The organism is Kitasatospora sp. NPDC002522 (genome assembly GCF_053595195.1).
Genome location: NZ_JBSFXE010000060.1, coordinates 1 through 18,956 on the forward strand (window position 1 = coordinate 1; position 18,956 = coordinate 18,956).

Here is an 18,956-nt window from a genome sequence, read left to right on the forward strand (position 1 = left end):
ATAAACACCCCCCCCCCCGCCGGCCCCCGCGGGGGGGCGCCCGGCCCCCCCCCCCCCCCCCCCCCCCCCCCGCGCGCCCCGCCCCCCCCCCCCCCCCCGCCGCTCGACGCCGCGGCGGTTCCCGCCGCCGCCCGCCGCGAGGCACTCGACGCCCTGGCCGCGCTGCGGCGGGACGCGGCGTACCTGGACGACCCCGACCTGTTCCACCGCCCACGGGTGCGCGCCAAGCTGCGCCGCCGCCACGTGGCGGGGGCGGATCCCGCGCGGCTGGCCGAGCAGTTGGCCGCCGCGGCCGAGAGCCGTACCGCGGCGGGCCTGCTGGCGGTCCAGTCGGTGCGCGAGGAGGTCGCCGAACAGCCCGGCCGGCGCCCGTGCTTCACCCCGGACGCGCTCGTCGAACTGCACCGGCTGCTGATCGCGGGCGACCCCAACATCCCGTCCCCAGGCGGCTTCCGCCGTTCGCGCGCCGTCGTCACCTGGGACGACGGACGCGTCTTCGCGATCGACGCCGCCGCCGACGAGCTGCGCGAGCACCTCGAGCGCTGGTACGCGTGGGGCACCCGCACCACCTCGCCGCCGCTGGACGCCGCGGCCCTGGCCGCGCTCGGCCTGCTGACCATCCACCCGTTCCCCGACGCCAACGGCCGCCTCGCCCGGCTGCTGTGGCAGTGCGACCTGGTGGCGGCGGGACTGCTGCCCGGGCTGCTGCTCGACCTCGACGGCTGGGTCCACGGGCACCGCCGGGAGCACGACGAGGCCCTGGTCGCCGCCGCCGAGGGCCGGCTGAGCAGCTGGGGTGAGGTCGTCGCCCGGGCCGTCACCGAGACCGCCCGGCATCGCAGCGCCACCCTCACCACCTACCGCGCCGTGCTCGACGCCTCACTCGCCGAAGTCGCGGGCGACCCGGCCGCCACCGCCGTCCTGCACCAGCTGCGCGCCACCCCCGCAGTATCGGCCCCCTGGCTGCACGACCGAATCGCCCACCCCCCACAACCCGCCCTCGACCGCCTCCGCACCACCGGCATCCTCACCGACCACCCCCGCCTCCCCGGCGCCCTGGTCCACCCCGGCCTGCTCGCCCTCCTCGACGCGCCCCTGGACGACAACACCCTTGCGAACGGGCTGACCTGAGACCGAGTCGGCGGCGCGCCGGGAGACGTTACGGCCAGGTCTCCAAGGACGACCAGCGCCCCCATTCAACCCCGCAGTCCGGAATGCTTCGGGCCGATTCACACGCGCGCGACGACGGTTGGTACCCGTGCACGGCAGGGGGTGCACGCGGTGCACCCGATGCCTACGTTGGAGATACCGGCCCCGTCGTAGGAGCCCTTGGACCTGGGGTACGCATGTCTTGGTGGAGAGAAAATCCGGGGCAATGGCTTCGCATGAAGGTCCCCAGGCCGGCCTTCGGCGGCTACGGATGGCTGTGCGGGTTCCTGCTGTCGACATCCGTCTCCCTCTGGGGAATAGCATCGTTCTGGCACACCCCCGTAGGCGCCCAGGACAATCCATGGGTTACCTCCCTTCAAGCTTCGAGTCATTTCAAATTCTTCATAGTCGCAATATTCACAATCGGATCCTGCTACTGTTTTCGAAGATTCCGAATCAGTCGCAGAATGATAGTTCCCGGGCCGATCTCAGTACCCACGTTCAGTAGCGAGGGTGGCGGCCCGGAGATCGAGACAGAGAGACTGACTACGCATTTTCGGGAAGCCCTGGCCGAGGTCAGCCTGGAGGCTCCCTCCCCCATGCCCGGCGGGTCGCAGCAGATCGATTTCGTAGAAGTCCTGAACAGTCCGGCATTGGACTCCGGCAATTCACCCGCCACTCTGGTGGCAGCTCTTGGGAGGCTCTTGAGCGCGACCCATGTCAGGTACTCCTATCAGGTGAACGGAGTTCTCTATCGAAGCCCGGAGAACGCGTGCAGCGTGACAGTTCAGGTCATTGTCCTCCCCAAGTGGGCCAGCCAATCGATTACCTGCACCGGGTCGACGTTCGAGGCTGCCGTAAAGAGCGCCGCCTACGAGGTCTGCGCCTTCATTCTTCCATTGACGCGGCTTGTGGAGAAACCGCCCTGGGCCGCATGGCATGGCCTGGCCATCCCGCACGGGCTCTTCAGGGATGTCCAAGAGGCACAGAAATACAAGTTCTCCAGGCGTTACGACGAGGCGCTGGGAAAGTACTTCGATGCGATTTCACAGGACCCGCACAACCCGTTCCTCCGACTTGAGGTCGGATTCATTCAGGAGCAGCTCGGCCTGTGTCTCGATGCGCTGATGACCTATCAGGACATCATCAAGCTGGGCCTGAACCGCGACGTCGAACGCCTGGCCTGGATGAAAGGAACCCCGGCATACTTCCGCAAAATCGGGGTTCGCAAGAACTGGTGGCGGCCAGCACTGCTCACCGCCCGGTACCGCCAAGCGATATTACTCGGCATGGGCGAGCAACTGATAGACGACTGGTGCTCGTGCAACAGAAGACCAGCCGGAACAAGCAAGCGAGACGTCGAGCTCAGGCACTTGCGCAGCCGAATCCTGAAAATGCTCAAGGATTATGAATCCGACTTTGCCGCGCATCTCCGGGATCATGGAGACCACGCCGGATCGGGGGGCGCAGGTGGCATCGAGAAGCTCCTGGCCAGAGATTTCGCGAACACGTCCAGAGGGAAGAACGGAAAGCTTCTCGTCCAGGAATTCTTCCAGTTCGTCGGCCAGGCAAAAGCCCAGGAACTGCGCGGAGCCTACCGCTTCCGGAGAGTCCCAGGGGGCACCATCTCGCGCGTGGCCCTGAGGCTCATGCTGGTATGGGCACCGGCTCGGCGATGCTGGACCCGGGAGGCCAGGAGGACGTTGGGGGTCTGCAGAGGCCTACGCGAACTGAAGTACGCCAGGGTTTACGGTCATTCACGTCCGGCGAAATCGAGAAAGGCCGCTGCGCAATTACTGGCCAGGGTCGCCGGACGAGAATGGAAGTGGCCGATGCCCGCTAGGCACATCCAGCGGGAAATACGGTTCGCATGGTTCAGAGGACTGCCTCTCCGACGGATTCCATGGCACGACTTCTACTACTCTGCATGTATTTTCGCCATCGGCCTGCTACCTCTCGACAAGCGTAGGCCGATAAGGCTGGAAGGCGATGCGGCATCCCTGGCCGAACGGGCTGTGGACCATCTGGACATGGCATGCCGACGGGCGGACAGCAGCTCCATAGCGTCGATGCGGCCGTGGATCGTGGCGGAGGATCCGGATCTGGTCGGCCTGCGGACCTTCAATGAATTCGTGGTATGGGAGAACGAGCACTATCCGCTCAAGAACCCGACCTTTCTCCGCCCCGTAGGCGTGCACGATCTGGAGCTGATCAAATACCAGCATGACCTGTTGCAGAAGGTGGCAGGCCTGATGGTTCAGATATGGGAGCGCCGCGAGCGCGATATTTCAAACTCGCGCCTCGATGCCGGCGAGGTGCAGCGACGGTGGCTCGATGAGGAGGGCAACACCTGGAGGATGGCTCGCGACTTCGCCGTCGATCGGCACCACTGGCAGACCAGATTCGACTTCATCAGGGCCGTGCAGGAGTTCGCCGAATGCAACTCACTCCTGTTCGAGCATTCATGTCCCAGCTATGGCGATGATCCGGTGATGCAGCTGCGGGAGGTGCGCCGCCGCCACCAGGTCTCCGACAGTTCTCACCGGGAATTCCAGCAGACGGTACGCTCGGTCCACGAAAAGCGGAAAGGCAGGATCGGCGACCTGGGCGCACACCTCGGAAGTGAAGTGGGCTTCGAGGAGCGGATTGGACTTCCACGACCTGAGGCGCTGAGTCAAGAAGAGATGTGCCGCGTCTGCTGCGAACGTTCTCGGATGTGGGCGCGACTGGCGCAGGCCTTCGAGGAAAGGGCTGGAGAGAACTCGGTGGAGGCGGTCGGAGACGTGACCTCCGTGTTCGAGCGGGCAGGGCAGGCGTAGCCGCCTGGGTGCCAGGAGCAGGCGGACGTCGCGAGCACCCTGGAGGCGGTGCAGCGGTAGCCGGTCGGTCCGGTGCCCTGCTTTGCCTGGCGCATGATCAGGGTTGTGACCTTCACGCCGTCCGTGGCGCCGAAGCACATCAGCGGTGCTCCGGGTTCTCGAAGTCGAAGCGGCAGCCGGCATCCCACTCTGCGCGCTGGTTGCCGTGGGCGGGGATGCCGCCGGCGTCCTTGAGCATCCGGGCGAGGTGGAGCTGGTTCCAGGTCATGAAGGTGGTGTTGCGGTTGGTGAAGTCGTTCTCGGGACCGCCGGAACCGGGGTCGAGGTAGGACGGGCCGGGCCCGGCCGGGCCGACCCAGCCGGCGTCGGCCTGCGGCGGGATGACGTAGCCGAGGTGCTGGAGGCTGTAGATGACGTTCATCGCGCAGTGCTTGGCGCCGTCCTCGTTGCCGGTGATCAGGCAGCCGCCGACGCGGCCGTAGTAGGCGTACTGACCGCGGTCGTTGAGGATCGAGGAGCAGGAGTACAGGCGCTCGATCACGCGCTTCATCACGGAGGAGTTGTCGCCGAGCCAGACCGGGCCGGCCAGGGTGAGGATGTCGGCGGCCATCACCTGGGAGTAGACGACGGGCCATTCGTCGGTGTCCCAGCCGTGTTCGGTCATGTCGGGCCAGACGCCGGTGGCGATGTCGAGGTCGACGGCCCGCAGGACGTCGACCTGGACACCCTGGCGTTGCAGGATGCCGGTGCTGAGGTCGATCAGGCCCTGGGTGTGGCTGCGCTCCGGGGAGCGCTTGAGGGTGCAGTTGATGATGATCGCCCGCAGGTCCGTGTAAGTGGCCACCGCTGGGTCCCTCCGCGCCGGTTCGTCAGTCGTCCCCCGGTGCCATCCGGTTGATGCACCGTCGGACATCGCACCACGCGCACCGCCCCGGGCCCGGCACCCTCCGCCATCCGGTGGACCCGCCGCGCGTCGACCAGCCCTCCCTCAGTCCTCGGCGGCCTCGGCGCTCTCCGCGGTCTCGGCGGCGACCCACCCCAGGTACGCGTCCGAGCCGGCGACGACCGGGACGGCGATCACCTCGGGGGTGTCGTAGTCGTGGTGCGCCCGGATGTACGCGGTGAGCCGGTCCCCGAGGTCCGCGCGGGTCTTGAAGTCGGTCCGCCACTCCGCGGCGTCCTGCACCTCGCCCTCCCACCGGTACACCGAGCGGATCGGGTAGACCTGCGCGCAGGCGGCGAGCCGCTCGCCGACCACCGCGGCGGCGAGGGCGCGGGCCTTGTCCTCGGCGTCGTGCGTGGTGGTGACCACGAGCGCGGCGTTCGCGGGGGGCGTCATGCCCGGACCCTACCCCCGCCGCCGCCCGACTCGGCATCGGGCGCTGCTCATGACACCTGCCCGGCGGGGTAGGTTCGGGGGCGTCGGTCTTCTCCGTGCGGAGAGTCCCCTTGCAGAGAGGCAGGTGCGGCCATGGCGTCGCTGTACGAGGTTCCGGTCCGGACGCTGGCGGGTGAGCCGTCTTCGCTGGCAGAGCACAAGGGCAAGGCGCTGCTGCTGGTGAACGTCGCGTCGAAGTGCGGGCTGACCCCGCAGTACACCGGTCTGGAGCGGTTGCAGAAGCAGTACGAGGAGCGCGGCTTCACGGTGCTCGGCTTCCCGTGCAACCAGTTCATGGGCCAGGAGCCGGGTTCGGCCGAGGAGATCCAGGAGTTCTGTTCGACCACCTACGGGGTGAGCTTCCCGCTGTTCGAGAAGGTCGAGGTGAACGGCGAGGGCCGGCACCCGCTGTTCGACCGGCTGACCGAGTTCGCGGACGCCGAGGGCGCGGCCGGCGACGTGCAGTGGAACTTCGAGAAGTTCCTGGTGTCGCCGGACGGCGCCGTGGTCGGCCGGTTCCGCCCGCGGACCGAGCCGGAGGCCCCGGAGCTGATCGCCGCGATCGAGGCCCAGCTGCCCCGCTGACCCCGCACCGCGATCGGGGCCAGCCGCCCCGCGACACCGCGCGCGAGCGGGCCCAGCTGCCCCGCTGACCCCGCGCCGCGGCAAACCTTCAGCCCAGACTGTACAGCTGAAACTGGACAGCCTGGGCTGAAGGTTTTAGCGTGGGCGGCGTGAAGCCGAAGCAGACCCCCGAGGTCGCCGAGTCCGCCGTGCAGGCCGCCCAGGACACCTGGGCCGTGGTCGGCCGGCTGCGTCGCCGGCTCCGCGGGATCGCCGTGGAGGGCGACCTGACACCGGGGCAGGTCGCCGTGCTGCGGCACCTGGACCAGGCCGGTCCGGACTCCACCAGCGGGCTGGCGGCGGCCGAGCGGATGCGTCCGCAGTCGATGGCGAAGATCGTCGCCGCGCTGGAGCTGTCCGGCCTGGTGGAGCGGAGCCCGGACCCGGCGGACGGCCGCCGCCAGCTGGTGGCGCTGACCCCGGCGGGCCGGGAGCGCCGGGCGGGCGACCGCCGGGCCCGGCAGGAGTGGCTGGCGCTGGCGCTGAGCGAGCGGTGCACCGAGGAGGAGCGCCGCGCGGTGGTCACCGCGATGGCGGTGCTGGACCGGGTGGCGCAGTTGTGAGCCTGCGCACGCGACCCACGGCCGTCCCGGTCGAGCAGCGGCGGGGCGCCTTCGACCGGCGGCTGATCGCGCCGATGGTGCTGGGCTCGGTGCTGAACCCGGTCAACTCCTCGATGCTGGCGGTCGCGCTGATCCCGATCGGCCGGGCGTTCGGCGCGGCGCCCGCGCAGACGGCGTGGCTGGTGACGGGGCTGTACCTGGCCACGGCGGTCGGGCAGCCGGTGATCGGCCGGCTGGTGGACCTGTTCGGGCCGCGCCCGCTGTACCTGTGCGGGACGGCGCTGGTGGGCGTGGCGGGTGTGCTGGGGGTGTTCGCGCCGAGCCTGGGCGTGCTGGTGGTCTCCCGGGTGCTGCTCGGCTTCGGCACCTCGGCGGCGTACCCGGCCTCGATGGCGCTGCTGCGCTCGGAGAACGACCGGATCGGCGCGGAGCGCAGCCCGGCGGGGGTGCTGGCGGCGCTGTCGATCTCCAACCAGGTGATCGCGGTGGTCGGCCCTACCCTCGGCGGCCTGCTGATCGGCGCGGGCGGCTGGCACCTGATCTTCGCGGTGAACCTGCCGCTCTCGCTGGCCTGCCTGGTCCTCGGCGCCCGCTTCCTGCCCCGCCCGTCCGCCCGCACCGGCCCGGCCCGGGTGGACCTGCCAGGGATGGGCCTGTTCGCGCTGGCGCTGACCGCGCTGATGCTCTTCCTGATGGCCCCGCGCGTCGACCGCTGGTACCTGCCGCTGCTCACCCTGGCCGCCGGATCGTCCTTCGCCGTCCGGGAGTTGCGCACCGCACGCCCGTTCGTCGACCTGCGGGTGCTGGGCGGCAACCCGGCGCTGCTGGCCACCTACGGGCGCCAACTGCTCGCCTACACCAGCTCGTACGCCTTCCTGTACGGCTACACCCAGTGGCTGGAGGAGGGTCGCGGGCTGAGCGCCTCGGCGGCGGGGCTGGTGCTGCTGCCGATGTCGGCAACCGCGATCGCGGTGACCGCGGCGACCGGCCGCCGGGCCGGGGTGCGCGGCAAGCTGCTGGTCGGCGGGGCGGTCCAACTCGCGGGCGGGGCGGCCCTGTTGCTGCTCGGCGCGGGGACGCCCGGGTGGGCGCTGGCGCTCCTGGGCGCGGCGCTCGGGGTACCGCAGGGGCTGACCGGGCTGGCCAACCAGAACGCGCTGTACGCCCAGGCCGACCCCGACCGGATGGGCTCCTCGGCGGGGCTGCTGCGCACCTTCATGTACCTGGGCGCACTGGCCTCCTCGGCCGCCACCGCCGCGTTCTTCCGGCACGGCGCCGACACCGGCGGCCTGCACGAGCTGGGCCGGCTGCTGGCGGCGGTCGCCGCGCTGCTCCTGGTGCTCACACTGGCCGACCGCTCGCTGCGACGCGTCCGCTGACCCCTCCCACCGTCCGCGCGCCCCGCTGCCGACGTCCGCACACCTCGCTACCGATCTCCGTACACCCCCGCCACCGAAAGGCCCCGTCATGCCCCTCACGACGCTCGACCCGGTGACCGCGATGGTCGCCATCGACCTCCAGCAGGGCATCCTCGCCGCCCCGGGCGCCCCGTTCCCGACCCGGGAGGTGCTGGAGCGCACCGTCCGACTGGCCGAGGCGTTCCGCGCCGCGAAGCTGCCGGTGGTCCTGGTGCGGGTGAGCTTCGCCCCGGACGGCGGGGACGTCCCGCCGGGCCGCACCGAGGGCGGCCCGGCCGCGCCGCGCCAGGAGGGCTGGGACGTGCTCGCCGCCGAGCTGCACGACCCGTCCGACCTGGTGGTGACCAAGCACAACTGGGGCGCCTTCCACGGCACCGACCTGGACGTCCAGCTGCGCCGCCGCGGGGTCACCCAGATCGTGCTGACCGGGGTGGCGACCAGCATCGGCGTGGAGTCCACCGCCCGGGCCGCGCACGAGCACGGCTACCACGTGACGCCGGTGGTCGACGCGATGACCGACTTCGACCCGGAGGCGCACCGGAACAGCGTGGAGCGGATCTTCCCGCGGCTCGGCGAGCGCGCCACCACCGAGGAGGTCCTGGCACTGTTGGCCGGCGCCCACGGCTGAGCCGGGTCGCGGTTTTCCGTCAGGCTTCGCCCGGGTGCCAGTGCGGCCACTCCCAGGGGCGGTCGTCCCAGTGCACCTTGACCGGGTCGCGGGGGTCGAGGTCGGGGAAGTGGTGCCTGATCTCCGGCTCGAACTCCTCGGGGGCCAGCGGCTTCCAGCCGGAGCCCTTGAAGTGGACCAGGCGGTAGCGGCTGTCGGTGCGGAACTCGGCGATCTCGACCAAGGGCTCGGCTGTGCTGTTGCTCGTCATGCCGCCAGCATCGAACGGCCGCCGACGGCGCGCACCCGCTGACCGCCGCCCGGCGGCAGGGATCGACCCGGACGACGGCGTCCCGCTCCGGCGCCGGGTCTGGGTCGCCCGGCGGCAGGGAGCCGAGGCGCCGGGTCCGGGCCGCGTCACGGATCAGTCGCAGTCCGGTACGGGCCTTCGGCCGGAGGGGGCCGCTCCCGTACCGTGGAGGGAGTCGGAGCGTGCAGGAGGCTCGCGTGAGCAAGGGCAAGGCGTCGAAGGCATCGAAGGGGTCGGCCGCGGCGCGGGTGCGCGGACTCGACGGCCTGGCGGTGACCCGGTCGGCGTGGGGGTTGTACCGGGAGACGAAGCGGCCCGGCGCACCGGGGTTGGCGGCGCGGGTGTTCGCGCTGCCGCGGCTGCTGCGCGACGCGCTGACCGGCCGGTACCCGGGGCTCGGGCCGGCCAAGCTGCTGGCGCTGGCGTTCGCGGTGGCGGTGTACCTGGTGAGTCCGATCGACGCGATTCCGGACTTCATCCCGGTGCTGGGCTGGAGCGACGACACCGGGCTGCTGCTGTGGTTCCTGCTGGGCCTGACCCGGGAGTCGGGGCGGTACCTGGAGTGGTCGCAGACGGGCGCCAAGGCCGCGGCCGCCGAGCTGCCCGCGGACAGCTGAGGAGCCGACACCTGACGAACCGTTCGGGTACCGCAACGAGCAACTTCCACGCCGCAAAAACCTGACATCGAAGAGAAATTTCCGCGCAGGGTCCTTGTCGGGACGCTGCGCGGACCCCTACTGTCGGCTCACCTTCACCGTGTCGTACGCCCCGTGAGCGTCCCGGGCGTTCCACCTTCGCCACGCCTGAGAGAGCCGAGCCCCGATGCCTGCTGCCACCCAGCCCCCGTCACGTCCGACCTCCCCGGCCCACGCCCTGCCGCGCCTCTCGGTGCGCACCGGTGCGGCGGTGGTCGCCTCCGTCCTCGGCCTCGGCGTCGCGCTCAGCGCGCCGATCGCCCAGGCCGCGCCCGTCCCGTCCGGCACCGTCGGCAACCCGGCGGTGAGCCGGGCCGGGATCGACCCGTCGCTGTCCGAGGGTCGCGGCGCCCGGGTGGACTTCGCCGAGCAGGAGGCCGAGCGCGCCGCCACCACCGGCACTGTGCTGGCCGCCGACCGCACCGCGTACACCCTGGCCGCCGAGGCGTCCGGGCGCAGTGCGGTGAAGCTGACGCCGGGTCAGTACGTGGAGTTCACGCTGCCCCGCGACGCCAACGCGATCACCGTCCGCTACAGCCTGCCGGACGCGCCGAACGGCGGCGGCACCACCGCGCCGCTGGACGTCACCGTCGACGGCAAGAACCGCAAGTCGCTGGCGCTGACCAGCCAGTACGCCTGGCTGTACAACCAGTACCCGTTCACCAACGACCCCAACGCGGGCCTGCTGCACCCGGATTGGTGGATCACCGAGTGCGGCTGCGTCCCGGCGGCGACCACGCCCGCGCCGGCGATCTCCACCCCGTTCCGCCCGGGCCACGCCTACGACGAGCAGCGGATGCTGCTCGGCCGCACCTACAAGGCCGGCGACAAGGTGCGCCTGACGCTGCCCGCCGGGTCCTCGGCCGCCTGGGCCGCGATCGACCTGATGGACTCCCAGCTGGTCGCCGCGCCGCGGGTGGAGCTGAAGGCCGTGAACGTGCTGGCGACGGGCGCCGACCCGACCGGCCGCCGGGACTCGGCGGACGCCATCGACCGGGCGATCGTCCTGGCCAAGCTGCTTCACCTGCCGGTCTACCTGCCGCCGGGCGTGTTCCAGGTCAACCGCCACCTGGTGGTGGACGACGTGACGCTGATCGGCGCGGGCAGCTGGTACACCGTGCTGAAGGGCACGCAGCAGACCCTGGCCACGCCCGCCCCGGACGGCTCGGTGCACACGGGCGTCGGCGTCTACGGCAAGGACGCGGCGCAGGGCGGCAGCCACAACGTCCACCTCTCCGGCTTCGCGATCGAGGGCGACGTCCGGGAGCGGATCGACACCGACCAGGTGAACGGCGTGGGCGGGGCGTTCAGCGACTCGACCATCGACGGCCTGTACATCCACCACACCAAGGTCGGCATCTGGCTCGACGGCCCGATGAGGAACCTGGCGATCACCGGCAACCAGATCGCCGACCAGATCGCCGACGGCATCAACTTCCACACCGGTGTGACCGACTCGGTGATCCGCGACAACTTCGTCCGCAACACCGGTGACGACGGCATCGCGCTGTGGTCGGAGAAGACCGCGGACGCCCGGGTCGTCATCGACCACAACACCGTGCAGTCGCCGACCCTGGCCAACGGCATCGCGGTGTACGGCGGCACCGACACCACGGTCTCCGCCAACCTGGTGGCCGACCCGGTGCGCGAGGGCTCCGGCCTGCACGCCGGTTCGCGGTTCGGCGCGGAGCCGTTCGCCGGGTACCTGCACTTCACCGACAACACCGTGGTGCGGGCCGGCACGTACGAGCTGAACTGGAACATCGGCCTCGGCGCGATCTGGTTCGAGGTGCTGGACCGGGACATCGACGCCGACATCAAGGTCACCGGCGACCACTACCTGGACTCCACCTACAACGCGATCATGGCGGTCGCCGAGTGGGGCGTGAAGGACCAGTACAAGCTGTCCAAGCTGGCGTTCAAGGACGTCCGGATCGACGGCACCGGCACCTCGGTGCTCAGCGCCCGGGTGGCCGGCTCCGCGACGTTCGAGAACGTGGTGGCCCGCAACGTCGGCGCGGTCGGCATCAACAACTGCGGCACCTTCCACTTCACGGGTGCCGGTTCGGAGTTCGGCGTCACCGACCTCGGCGGCAACTCCGGCGGCGGCACCACCGGCGCCTGGCTGGCCCCGTGGGAACTGCCCAACACCATCACCTGCGACGACCGCCCGCCGGTGGTCCCGCCGCCGGCCCCGTCGACCTGGTGACGACCCGTCAGGACGGCTCCTCGTCCTGACGGAGGATCACCGGCTCCTCCCCGCCGTCGATGACCTCCGCCGCCCGCTCTCCCTACCGTGGGGCCATGGGGGAACGGGTGGGCCCGCGCTGGACGCGGTGGGCGGCTCCGGGAACGGTGGGCGCCGCGGTGGGGTACGGGGCGCTCCAGGCGTGGTGGGCGGCGGGCCACGCGCCGTCGTTCGGCCGGCTCGGGACGGACCTGCTGCTGTTCCCGGGCTGGGCGGCCGTCGCGCTGTGCGCGGGCGCGGCGGCGGCGGGCGGCGGGCTGTGGAGAGCCCGTCGCCCGCGGCCCGCGCTGCTGGTGGCGGCCGGGGCGGTCGGCGCGGCCCTGCTGGTCTGCTGCCCGTTCCTGCTGCTGGACGTGGTCGGCGGGCTGCTGCCCGGACTGGGCTTGCCCCGCTCGCTACCGGGCTTCCTCAGCCGGGCCGCCTGCGCCACGGTGGTGGCGCTGCTGGCCGCCGCCGCACTGTCGTACCGCCGCCGCCTGTGGGGGGCGTGCGGTCGGTGCGGCCGCACCGACGGTCCGGCGGTCCGCGAACCGTCGGCCCGGCCGCCGCGCTGGGCCTGGTGGGCGGCGTACGGGGCGGTGGCCTCGTGCTGGCTGCGGATCCTGGCCCAGTACGGGCTGGGCTTCGGCTCGCCGGGGCCGCTGAACACGGCGGAGGCGCTCTCGCTCGCGGTCTTCGAGACCGGCTTCGTGCTGGCGGGGACGGCGCTGCCGCTCTCGCTGGTGCACCGCTGGGGGCGGGTCGTGCCGGGGTGGCTTCCGCGGCTCGGCGGGCGGCGGGTGCCGCGCCTGCTACTGCTCGCCCCGGCGTCCGCGATCTCGCTCGGGCTGCTGGTCTACTTCGGCGTCGGCATCGGCCAGTTGGTCGGCGAGACGCTCCACCCGGTGGCGCACGACGGGGCGCTGCCGCTGGGCTTCCTGTGGGTCGCGATGCCCGCGTACTGGCTGTGGGGCCTGGGGCTGGCGGTGGCCGCGTTCGGCTACCACCTGGGCACCCGGCGGCCGTGCCGGGCCTGCGGGCTCTGACGGCACTGACGGGGTGTCAGTACGGCGCTCAGCCGAGCGGCTTGACCAGCTTCTCGAAGCGCAGGTCCGGGCGGAGCGGGACGCCGAACCGCTCGTCGCCGTAGGGGAACGGCTCGAACTCGCCGGTGCGGGCGAAGCCCCGGCGCTCGTACCAGGCGATCAGGTCGGCGCGCTGCTCGATCACCGTCATCTCCATCGCGGTGACGCCCCACTCGGCCCGGGCCCACTGCTCGGCGCGGGCCAGCACCCGGCGCCCGAGGCCGCCGCCCTGCGCGGTCGGGCGGACCGAGAACATCCCGAAGTAGGCGGTGTCGCCGCGCCGTTCCACGTGGCAGCAGGCCACCAGCTGCCCGCCGTCCTCGGCGACCAGCACCACCGACTCGGAGCGGCCGATCACCTCGGCGACGCCCGCCGCGTCGGTGCGCTGCCCCTCCAGCAGGTCGGCCTCGGTGGTCCAGCCGACCCGGCTGGCGTCACCGCGGTACGCCGACTCCACCAGGGCGACCAGGTCCGGCACGTCCTGCTGGACGGCGGGGCGGAAGCTCAGCTGGTCGTCGGCGGTCATCGGCGCACTCTCCTTCAGGGGTTCCGGCGCGGGGGCACGGCGGGGCACCGCCATGGTGCCACAGCACCGCCGTCAGCCCAGCCGCCCGGTCAGCCCACCCGCACAGTCAGCCCAGCCGCACGGTCAGCCCGTCCAGTCCGCTGGCCGCGGCCAGCCGCTCGGCGGCGGCGTCCAGGGCGGCGGCGGGCGGCGGGGCGTCGAAGGGGCGGACGGTGAGCGTGGTACCCGCGAGCTCCCAGACGCCGGCGATCCGGCCGTCGACCAGCAGCAGCGGGGCGATCCAGCCGCCCGCCCGGCTGACCTCGGCGCGGTGCGCGGCGGGCAGGATCTCCGCCGCCTTGGTCCCGGGGCCGAGCAGGTACTGGTCGAAGGCGCCCAGCAGGTGCACCGAGGGAGCCGGCTCCGCCGCCGCCAGCTCGCCCAGGTGCTCCGCGAGCGCGTACCCGGGCTCGCCGTCGACCCGGACCTCGGCGAGGCGGTCGCCGAGCGTGGCGGCGAAGGACTTCAGGACGGCCTTGCGCAGGCTGTTGCGGGACAGCCAGGCGTCGAACCGGTCCAGCCCGGCCGGTCCGTACGCGGCCAGGTAGGCGGCGAGGACGCGCGGGCCGGCCTCCTCGACGGGCGGCGGCGCGGGCCAGTCGGCGGCCAGGTCGGCGGGGTGCGCGAAGGAGGTGCGGGCGCCCTCGGTCGGCGCGTGGCAGAGCACGCCCTGCCAGGCCAGCGGCTTCAGCAGCGCACCCCAGCCGGAGGCCAACTGCGGCCGCAGCGAGGCGAATTCCGGCTCGGCGGCGAGTTCGGCCGCCAGCTCCTCACGGGTCAGCACCCGGCCGCGCAGCAACACGTCCACCCGCGCGGTGAGTTCGGCGACCTGGGCGGGGGTGGCCCCGAACTCCCTGGTCCACGCGGGCTTCTCCCAGGTCCGGGCCGAGGCCATCAGGGCCAGCACGTCGGCGGCCTGACCGGGCGTCAGCAGGTGCAGCGTCCCTCGCTGCCCCCAGGTCCGCAGCAGCCTCCCGGCACCGAGCGCGGCCTGCGCCCCGCCGGCGGACCCACGCAGGGCGAGCGCGAGGTCGGCCGCAGCCGGCACCTGGGCCTGCACCCCGACCAGCCGCTCCACGACCAGGGCCGGATCCCCCGGACCCGACCCGTCGACGTACTGCCTCCGCTGCCGCCAGGCCAGCACCTGACCCGTGCTCAGTTCCACCGCACGCTCCCTCCGTGTGCCGCCGACCTTGAGGCGTGCCCGTCGGACCACGCGCGGCGAGCACCGCCGGGGCACTCATCTCGACGGCTTCTCGTCCGCCGCCGATGGCCCCAAGCCCCCATGGGGGAGCCGCCCGCTGCTACGGCGCGGGGATCGGCGTCTCCGGCGGGCCCGGGTACGGCATGATCTGGCGGAGCAGTCCGCGGGGGTGGCCCCGGCGGCGCCACTCGCGGGGGTAGCCGATCGACACCTCCTCGAAGCGGACGTCGTCGTACCAGGTGGTGCGCGGGATGTGCAGGTGGCCGTAGACCGAGGCGGCGACGTTGAAGCGGCGGTGCCAGTCGCCGGTCAGCTCGGTGCCGCACCACTGGGCGAAGTCGGGGTAGCGCAGCACGTCGGTGGGCTGGCGGACCAGCGGCCAGTGGCTGACCAGGACCAGCGGCAGCGCGGGGTCGTGGGCGGCGAGCGTCTTCTCGGTGGACTCGACGCGCTCCCGGCACCACTCCTCGACGCCTCCGTACGGCGCGGGATTCAACAGGAATTCGTCGGTGCACACCACCCCGGACTCCCGGGCACGAGCCAGCGACTCGCGCTTGGTGCTGACCCCGGGCACCCGGAACGTGTAGTCGTACAACGTGAAGACCGGGGCGATGGCGTAGTCGCCGTCCGGGCCGTGCCAGACCGGGAAGGGGTCCTCGGGGGTGGTGACGCCGAGGGCGCGGCAGCGGTCGACCAGCAGCCGGTAGCGGGCGGGCGCGTCCAGCGTGACCGGGTCGTCGGAGGTGGTCCAGAGCTCGTGGTTGCCGGGCGTCCAGATCACCTTGGCGAAGCGCTCGGTGAGCAGTCGCAGCGAGTCCTCGACCTGGTGGACCTGCTCGGCGACGTCGCCCGCGACGATCAGCCAGTCGTCCGGGGTGACCGGGCGCAGCGTCTCCAGGATGGCGTGGTTCTCGGATACGGCCGTGTGCAGATCACTGACCGCGAGGAGCCGTCCGTCCGCCACCGCCGTGTCCCCCTGCCCGAGTGTGTACGTCGCTTCCGGCCCGCTCGATCACCACCCACGCTACCCGGGCGGGGTGGGTCGGCGCCAGCAACCAGCGGTTTCCTGTCGCATCGTCAACATTCGGCCGAACCAGGGGTGTTCGCGGGAAACAACTATGTCTGTTCGCCACACGGACATCCGTTCGAAGTATGCGTTCAACACCCTGTTGACTGACGGGGCCATGACTATATCTTCTCCGCATGCGGCCGACCCCGGCCGCGGCAACCGGATTGAGGAGTCGTCATGACCGCTTCCGGCACCACCCGCCTGCTCCGTCGCACCGCCACCGTCGCGGCCTCGGCCGCCCTGCTCTGCGGGGCCGTCGCCGTCGCCCCCGCCGCGCAGGCCGCCAAGCCGGGCAACCCGGCCGGCTTCCACCCCGAGCGCGACTACGCGGGCTCGACCGTCGCCGCCCACGAGGGCCGCGAGACAGTCGCCGCGAACACCTTCGCAGCTCTGGCCGTCACCCAGACCCGCGGCATGGACGTCTCCAGCTGGCAGGGCAACGTCGCCTGGAGCACGGCGTACGCCAACGGCGCCCGCTTCGCCTACACCAAGGCCACCGAGGGCACGGGCTACACCAACCCGTACTTCGCCCAGCAGTACAACGGGTCCTACAACGTCGGGATGATCCGCGGCGCCTACCACTTCGCGCTGCCGAACGCCTCCAGCGGCGCCACCCAGGCCAACTACTTCGTCAACCACGGCGGCGGCTGGTCCAAGGACGGCAAGACCCTGCCGCCCGCCCTGGACATCGAGTACAACCCCTACGGCGCCACCTGCTACGGCCTCACCCAGGCCGGCATGGTCAGCTGGATCCGCGACTTCTCCAACACCGTGCACTCCCGCACCGGCCGCTACCCGGTGATCTACACGACCACCGACTGGTGGACGACCTGCACCGGCAACAACGGCTCCTTCGGCGCCACCAACCCGCTGTGGATCGCCCGCTACGCCGCCTCGGTCGGCACGCTGCCCAACGGCTGGTCCTACCAGACCATCTGGCAGTACGCCGACTCCGGCACCTTCCCCGGCGACCAGAACTACTTCAACGGCGCCCTCGACCGCGTCCAGGCCCTCGCCAACGGCTGACGCCGCGTCACCTGCGGAGGCGGCCGACCGACCGTCACCCACCCGCCCGCGGCCGGAAGCTCCTCTTCCCGGCCGCGGGCGGGGCCGCGGTCAGCTGCCGAGGGGCAGGACCAGCTCCCAGGTGTCGACGGCGAAGTCCAGGACCATGCCGTGGCGGGCGTAGAGGGCCGGCGCGCCGGTGGTGTTGGCGGTGTCGACGCCCAGGCCGACGCGGGTGCGGCCGCGGGCGGCGTAGTGCGCGAAGAAGTGCCGCAGCAGGTGGCCGCCGAGGCCGCGGGAGCGGGCGGCGGGGACGACGCCGAGCTGGGAGGCCCAGGCGGTGGCCGAGCGGTCGTCGCGGGTGCGCAGCACGGCGGCGTCGCCGAGGCCGTCGACGGCGGCGATCCACACCAGCGACCAGTCCAGGCCCGCGCCCTCGACGTCGGCCAGCCACTGCTCGTAGCTGCGGGGCCGGAAGTCGAAGTGGTCGGCGAAGGACTCCTCGAGCAGCCGGTGCGCGGTGCGGCGGTCCGACTCGTCCGCGCAGGCGCGCAGCGTCACGCCGGGCGGCGGGACGGGCGCCGGGTCGGCGACCGGGTCGACGGAGCGGGTGAGCACGTGGTGCCGGCGCACCGGGCTCCAACCGCGCCGGCGCATCGCGTCGGTGTCCACCGTCGGCTCGGAGTTGAGGTGCAGGTGCAGGACGGCGCGTTGCGCGCCGCCGGCCGCGGCGAGTTCGCCGGCCCGGCCCTCCATCAGGTCGAACAGGTGCAGGGCGCCCTCGAGTTGGTCGGGCAGCAGGTACTGGTCCAGGTCGATCCGCTGGTCGCCCGGCCGGCCGCGCACCAGCCCGTACCCGACCAGTCGCCCGTCGGCGTCGGCCAGCAGCCAGGAGTCGCGCTCCAGGTCCACGTCCGGATGGCCGAGTTCCTCCGCCACCTCGTGCAACTCCGTCTCGGCCCGCCCGAGTTCGATCTCGTCCACCGCGTTCAGCAGCGCGCACACCGCCGCCACGTCATCGAGCGTCGCCGCCCGCACCGTCATCCCGGCCGGAACCGCCATCGGTCCTCCCCCACTCGCTCTTCCCGGCAAACCCGCCCTTTCTACCCCCGTCCGCCGCCGCACCCAACAGGTTTTCCCGGGCGGCCCTCCGGATGCCCGCGCGCCGACTTATTCGGAGGCGGCGAACCGCGCCGCTCGGCCAGACTCCCCTCGACCCGGCGGGAACGGCCCGCCCCGTACCGAGGAGTCGTCAGCCGTGTCCGCCACCCCGCCGGTCCTGCTCACCACCGCGCAGCGGACCACCACCGGCGCCCTCCTGATCGAGCAGGCACTCCGCCGCGGGCTGACCCACGCGATCGCCGACGGCCCGTTGACGGTGCAGCCGCTGCACGGTCGGACGGTGCACTGGTACGGCGGCCCGCTCGCCGCCGACCGGCTGGCCGGGTCGCTGGACCTCGGACTGCTGGAGCCTTCGGACGGCTGGCTGGCCGAGCTGCCACGCGAGTTCACCGGCCGGCGGGTGGAGCTGACCACCCTCGCCGAGGCGTGGGCGCTGCGCCGGCCGGCGTTCGTGAAGCCGCCGAGCGACAAGCAGTTCCCGGCCGCGGTGTACGCCGACGGTGCGCGCCTGCCGCGCACCGGCGACCGGATCGGCCCCGACACCCCGGTGCTGGTCTCCGACGTGGTCACCTTCGCGGTCGAGTTCCGCTTCTTCGTGCTGGACGGCCGGGTCCGCACCGGCAGCCGCTACGCCCGCTTCGGCCGCCTCGACCCCGCCCCGCTCACCGCCGACCCGGACGCCGACGCCGCGCTCGTCTTCGCCCACCGCCTCCTGACCGACGCCGCCCACACCCTCCCCAGCGCCGTCACCCTCGACGTCGGCCGCCTCCACGACCCGGACACCGGAGCCGCCCGCTGGGCGGCGGTGGAGGCCAACATGCCCTGGTTCAGCCACACCTACGCCGCCGCCCCGTCCGCCGCCCTCGACGTCGTCCTCCGGGCGACCGGCCCGCGCAGCGCCTTCGCCACCCGCGACCGGCGCTACCTCCGTCCCGTTCCGGCCCCTTGACGTCTCATCGTCCACAGGCAGCCCGGCCCGACCGACGCCTTCGCCGCCTCATGACGGGCCTTCCTCGGCCCCCTTCCCACCCCCTGACCTCTCGTCGTCCGCTCGCAGCCAGGCCCGCCGCCGACCCCCGCGCCGTCGCCGGGTGCGGGGCGTGGTGAGGGCCCGGG

Annotated in this window: 18 protein-coding genes; 11 read left to right on the forward strand and 7 right to left on the reverse strand. The window is 72.3% G+C overall.

The genetic code is table 11. The features are described from left to right. The first annotated feature begins 216 nt into the window (after window positions 1-216). Entirely contained in the window at window positions 217-1,131 is a 915-nt protein-coding gene (locus ACWD4U_RS32105) for a Fic family protein (protein WP_363459627.1), read from the forward strand. Between the two features lie 254 nt (window positions 1,132-1,385). Beyond that, window positions 1,386-3,968 (forward strand): hypothetical protein, encoded by a 2,583-nt coding sequence (locus ACWD4U_RS32110; RefSeq protein WP_363459628.1) that lies wholly within the window; start codon window positions 1,386-1,388, stop codon window positions 3,966-3,968. 139 nt (window positions 3,969-4,107) lie between these two features. Here ACWD4U_RS32110 and ACWD4U_RS32115 read toward each other — a convergent pair whose 3' ends face one another. Beyond that, window positions 4,108-4,812 carry a flavodoxin family protein gene (locus tag ACWD4U_RS32115; protein WP_363459629.1) on the reverse strand — a complete coding sequence of 235 codons (705 nt, stop codon included), beginning with the start codon at window positions 4,810-4,812 and terminating at the stop codon, window positions 4,108-4,110. A 144-nt stretch (window positions 4,813-4,956) separates the two neighbouring features. Beyond that, complete coding sequence (gene cutA, locus ACWD4U_RS32120) at window positions 4,957-5,307, reverse strand: divalent-cation tolerance protein CutA (protein ID WP_363459630.1); 351 nt, start codon at window positions 5,305-5,307, stop codon at window positions 4,957-4,959. 132 nt (window positions 5,308-5,439) lie between these two features. Between cutA and ACWD4U_RS32125 the strand changes: the two genes are divergently transcribed. The 4 genes from ACWD4U_RS32125 to ACWD4U_RS32140 all read left to right on the forward strand — a co-directional run bounded on the left by ACWD4U_RS32125 (window position 5,440) and on the right by ACWD4U_RS32140 (window position 8,579). Next, entirely contained in the window at window positions 5,440-5,931 is a 492-nt protein-coding gene (locus tag ACWD4U_RS32125) for a glutathione peroxidase (RefSeq protein WP_363459631.1), read from the forward strand. A gap of 149 nt (window positions 5,932-6,080) precedes the next feature. Then, on the forward strand, window positions 6,081-6,533 hold the full coding sequence (locus ACWD4U_RS32130) for a MarR family winged helix-turn-helix transcriptional regulator (RefSeq protein ID WP_363459632.1): 453 nt from the start codon (window positions 6,081-6,083) through the stop codon (window positions 6,531-6,533). Between the two features lie 74 nt (window positions 6,534-6,607). Continuing rightward, window positions 6,608-7,912, forward strand: coding sequence for an MFS transporter (locus ACWD4U_RS32135; protein ID WP_449787376.1), 1,305 nt, complete (start codon window positions 6,608-6,610; stop codon window positions 7,910-7,912). An 88-nt stretch (window positions 7,913-8,000) separates the two neighbouring features. Beyond that, a complete protein-coding gene (locus tag ACWD4U_RS32140; protein WP_363459634.1) occupies window positions 8,001-8,579 on the forward strand; it encodes an isochorismatase family protein in 579 nt (192 codons plus the stop codon). Window positions 8,580-8,598: 19 nt separating this feature from the next. On the opposite strand, the gene ACWD4U_RS32145 is transcribed toward ACWD4U_RS32140, so the two are convergent. Continuing rightward, the gene (locus tag ACWD4U_RS32145; RefSeq protein WP_363459635.1) at window positions 8,599-8,829 is read right to left on the reverse strand and encodes a hypothetical protein; all 231 of its coding nucleotides are present in this window, start codon (window positions 8,827-8,829) and stop codon (window positions 8,599-8,601) included. 236 nt (window positions 8,830-9,065) lie between these two features. Between ACWD4U_RS32145 and ACWD4U_RS32150 the strand changes: the two genes are divergently transcribed. The 3 genes from ACWD4U_RS32150 (at window position 9,066) to ACWD4U_RS32160 (ending at window position 12,836) form a co-directional block, all read left to right on the forward strand. After that, the gene (locus tag ACWD4U_RS32150) at window positions 9,066-9,485 is read left to right on the forward strand and encodes a YkvA family protein (RefSeq protein ID WP_449787374.1); all 420 of its coding nucleotides are present in this window, start codon (window positions 9,066-9,068) and stop codon (window positions 9,483-9,485) included. Window positions 9,486-9,690: 205 nt separating this feature from the next. Then, a complete protein-coding gene (locus ACWD4U_RS32155) occupies window positions 9,691-11,772 on the forward strand; it encodes a glycosyl hydrolase family 28-related protein (protein ID WP_363459636.1) in 2,082 nt (693 codons plus the stop codon). A gap of 95 nt (window positions 11,773-11,867) precedes the next feature. Further along, entirely contained in the window at window positions 11,868-12,836 is a 969-nt protein-coding gene (locus ACWD4U_RS32160) for a hypothetical protein (RefSeq protein WP_363459637.1), read from the forward strand. A 28-nt stretch (window positions 12,837-12,864) separates the two neighbouring features. On the opposite strand, the gene ACWD4U_RS32165 is transcribed toward ACWD4U_RS32160, so the two are convergent. The 3 genes from ACWD4U_RS32165 to ACWD4U_RS32175 form a co-directional block, all read right to left on the reverse strand. Then, window positions 12,865-13,401, reverse strand: a complete 537-nt coding sequence (locus ACWD4U_RS32165) for a GNAT family N-acetyltransferase (RefSeq protein WP_363459638.1) — start codon at window positions 13,399-13,401, stop codon at window positions 12,865-12,867. Between the two features lie 106 nt (window positions 13,402-13,507). Next, entirely contained in the window at window positions 13,508-14,605 is a 1,098-nt protein-coding gene (locus tag ACWD4U_RS32170) for a DNA glycosylase AlkZ-like family protein (protein ID WP_363459639.1), read from the reverse strand. 139 nt (window positions 14,606-14,744) lie between these two features. After that, window positions 14,745-15,608, reverse strand: a complete 864-nt coding sequence (locus ACWD4U_RS32175) for a metallophosphoesterase family protein (protein WP_363459640.1) — start codon at window positions 15,606-15,608, stop codon at window positions 14,745-14,747. 282 nt (window positions 15,609-15,890) lie between these two features. Here ACWD4U_RS32175 and ACWD4U_RS32180 point away from each other — a divergent pair, with 282 nt between their 5' ends. Then, window positions 15,891-16,739, forward strand: coding sequence for a lysozyme (locus ACWD4U_RS32180; protein WP_363459641.1), 849 nt, complete (start codon window positions 15,891-15,893; stop codon window positions 16,737-16,739). A 90-nt stretch (window positions 16,740-16,829) separates the two neighbouring features. On the opposite strand, the gene ACWD4U_RS32185 is transcribed toward ACWD4U_RS32180, so the two are convergent. Further along, window positions 16,830-17,780 carry a GNAT family N-acetyltransferase gene (locus ACWD4U_RS32185; protein ID WP_363459642.1) on the reverse strand — a complete coding sequence of 317 codons (951 nt, stop codon included), beginning with the start codon at window positions 17,778-17,780 and terminating at the stop codon, window positions 16,830-16,832. 196 nt (window positions 17,781-17,976) lie between these two features. On the opposite strand from ACWD4U_RS32185, the gene ACWD4U_RS32190 reads away from it, so the two are divergent. Continuing rightward, window positions 17,977-18,789, forward strand: a complete 813-nt coding sequence (locus ACWD4U_RS32190; RefSeq protein ID WP_363459643.1) for an ATP-grasp domain-containing protein — start codon at window positions 17,977-17,979, stop codon at window positions 18,787-18,789. The last annotated feature ends 167 nt before the right edge of the window (window positions 18,790-18,956 follow it).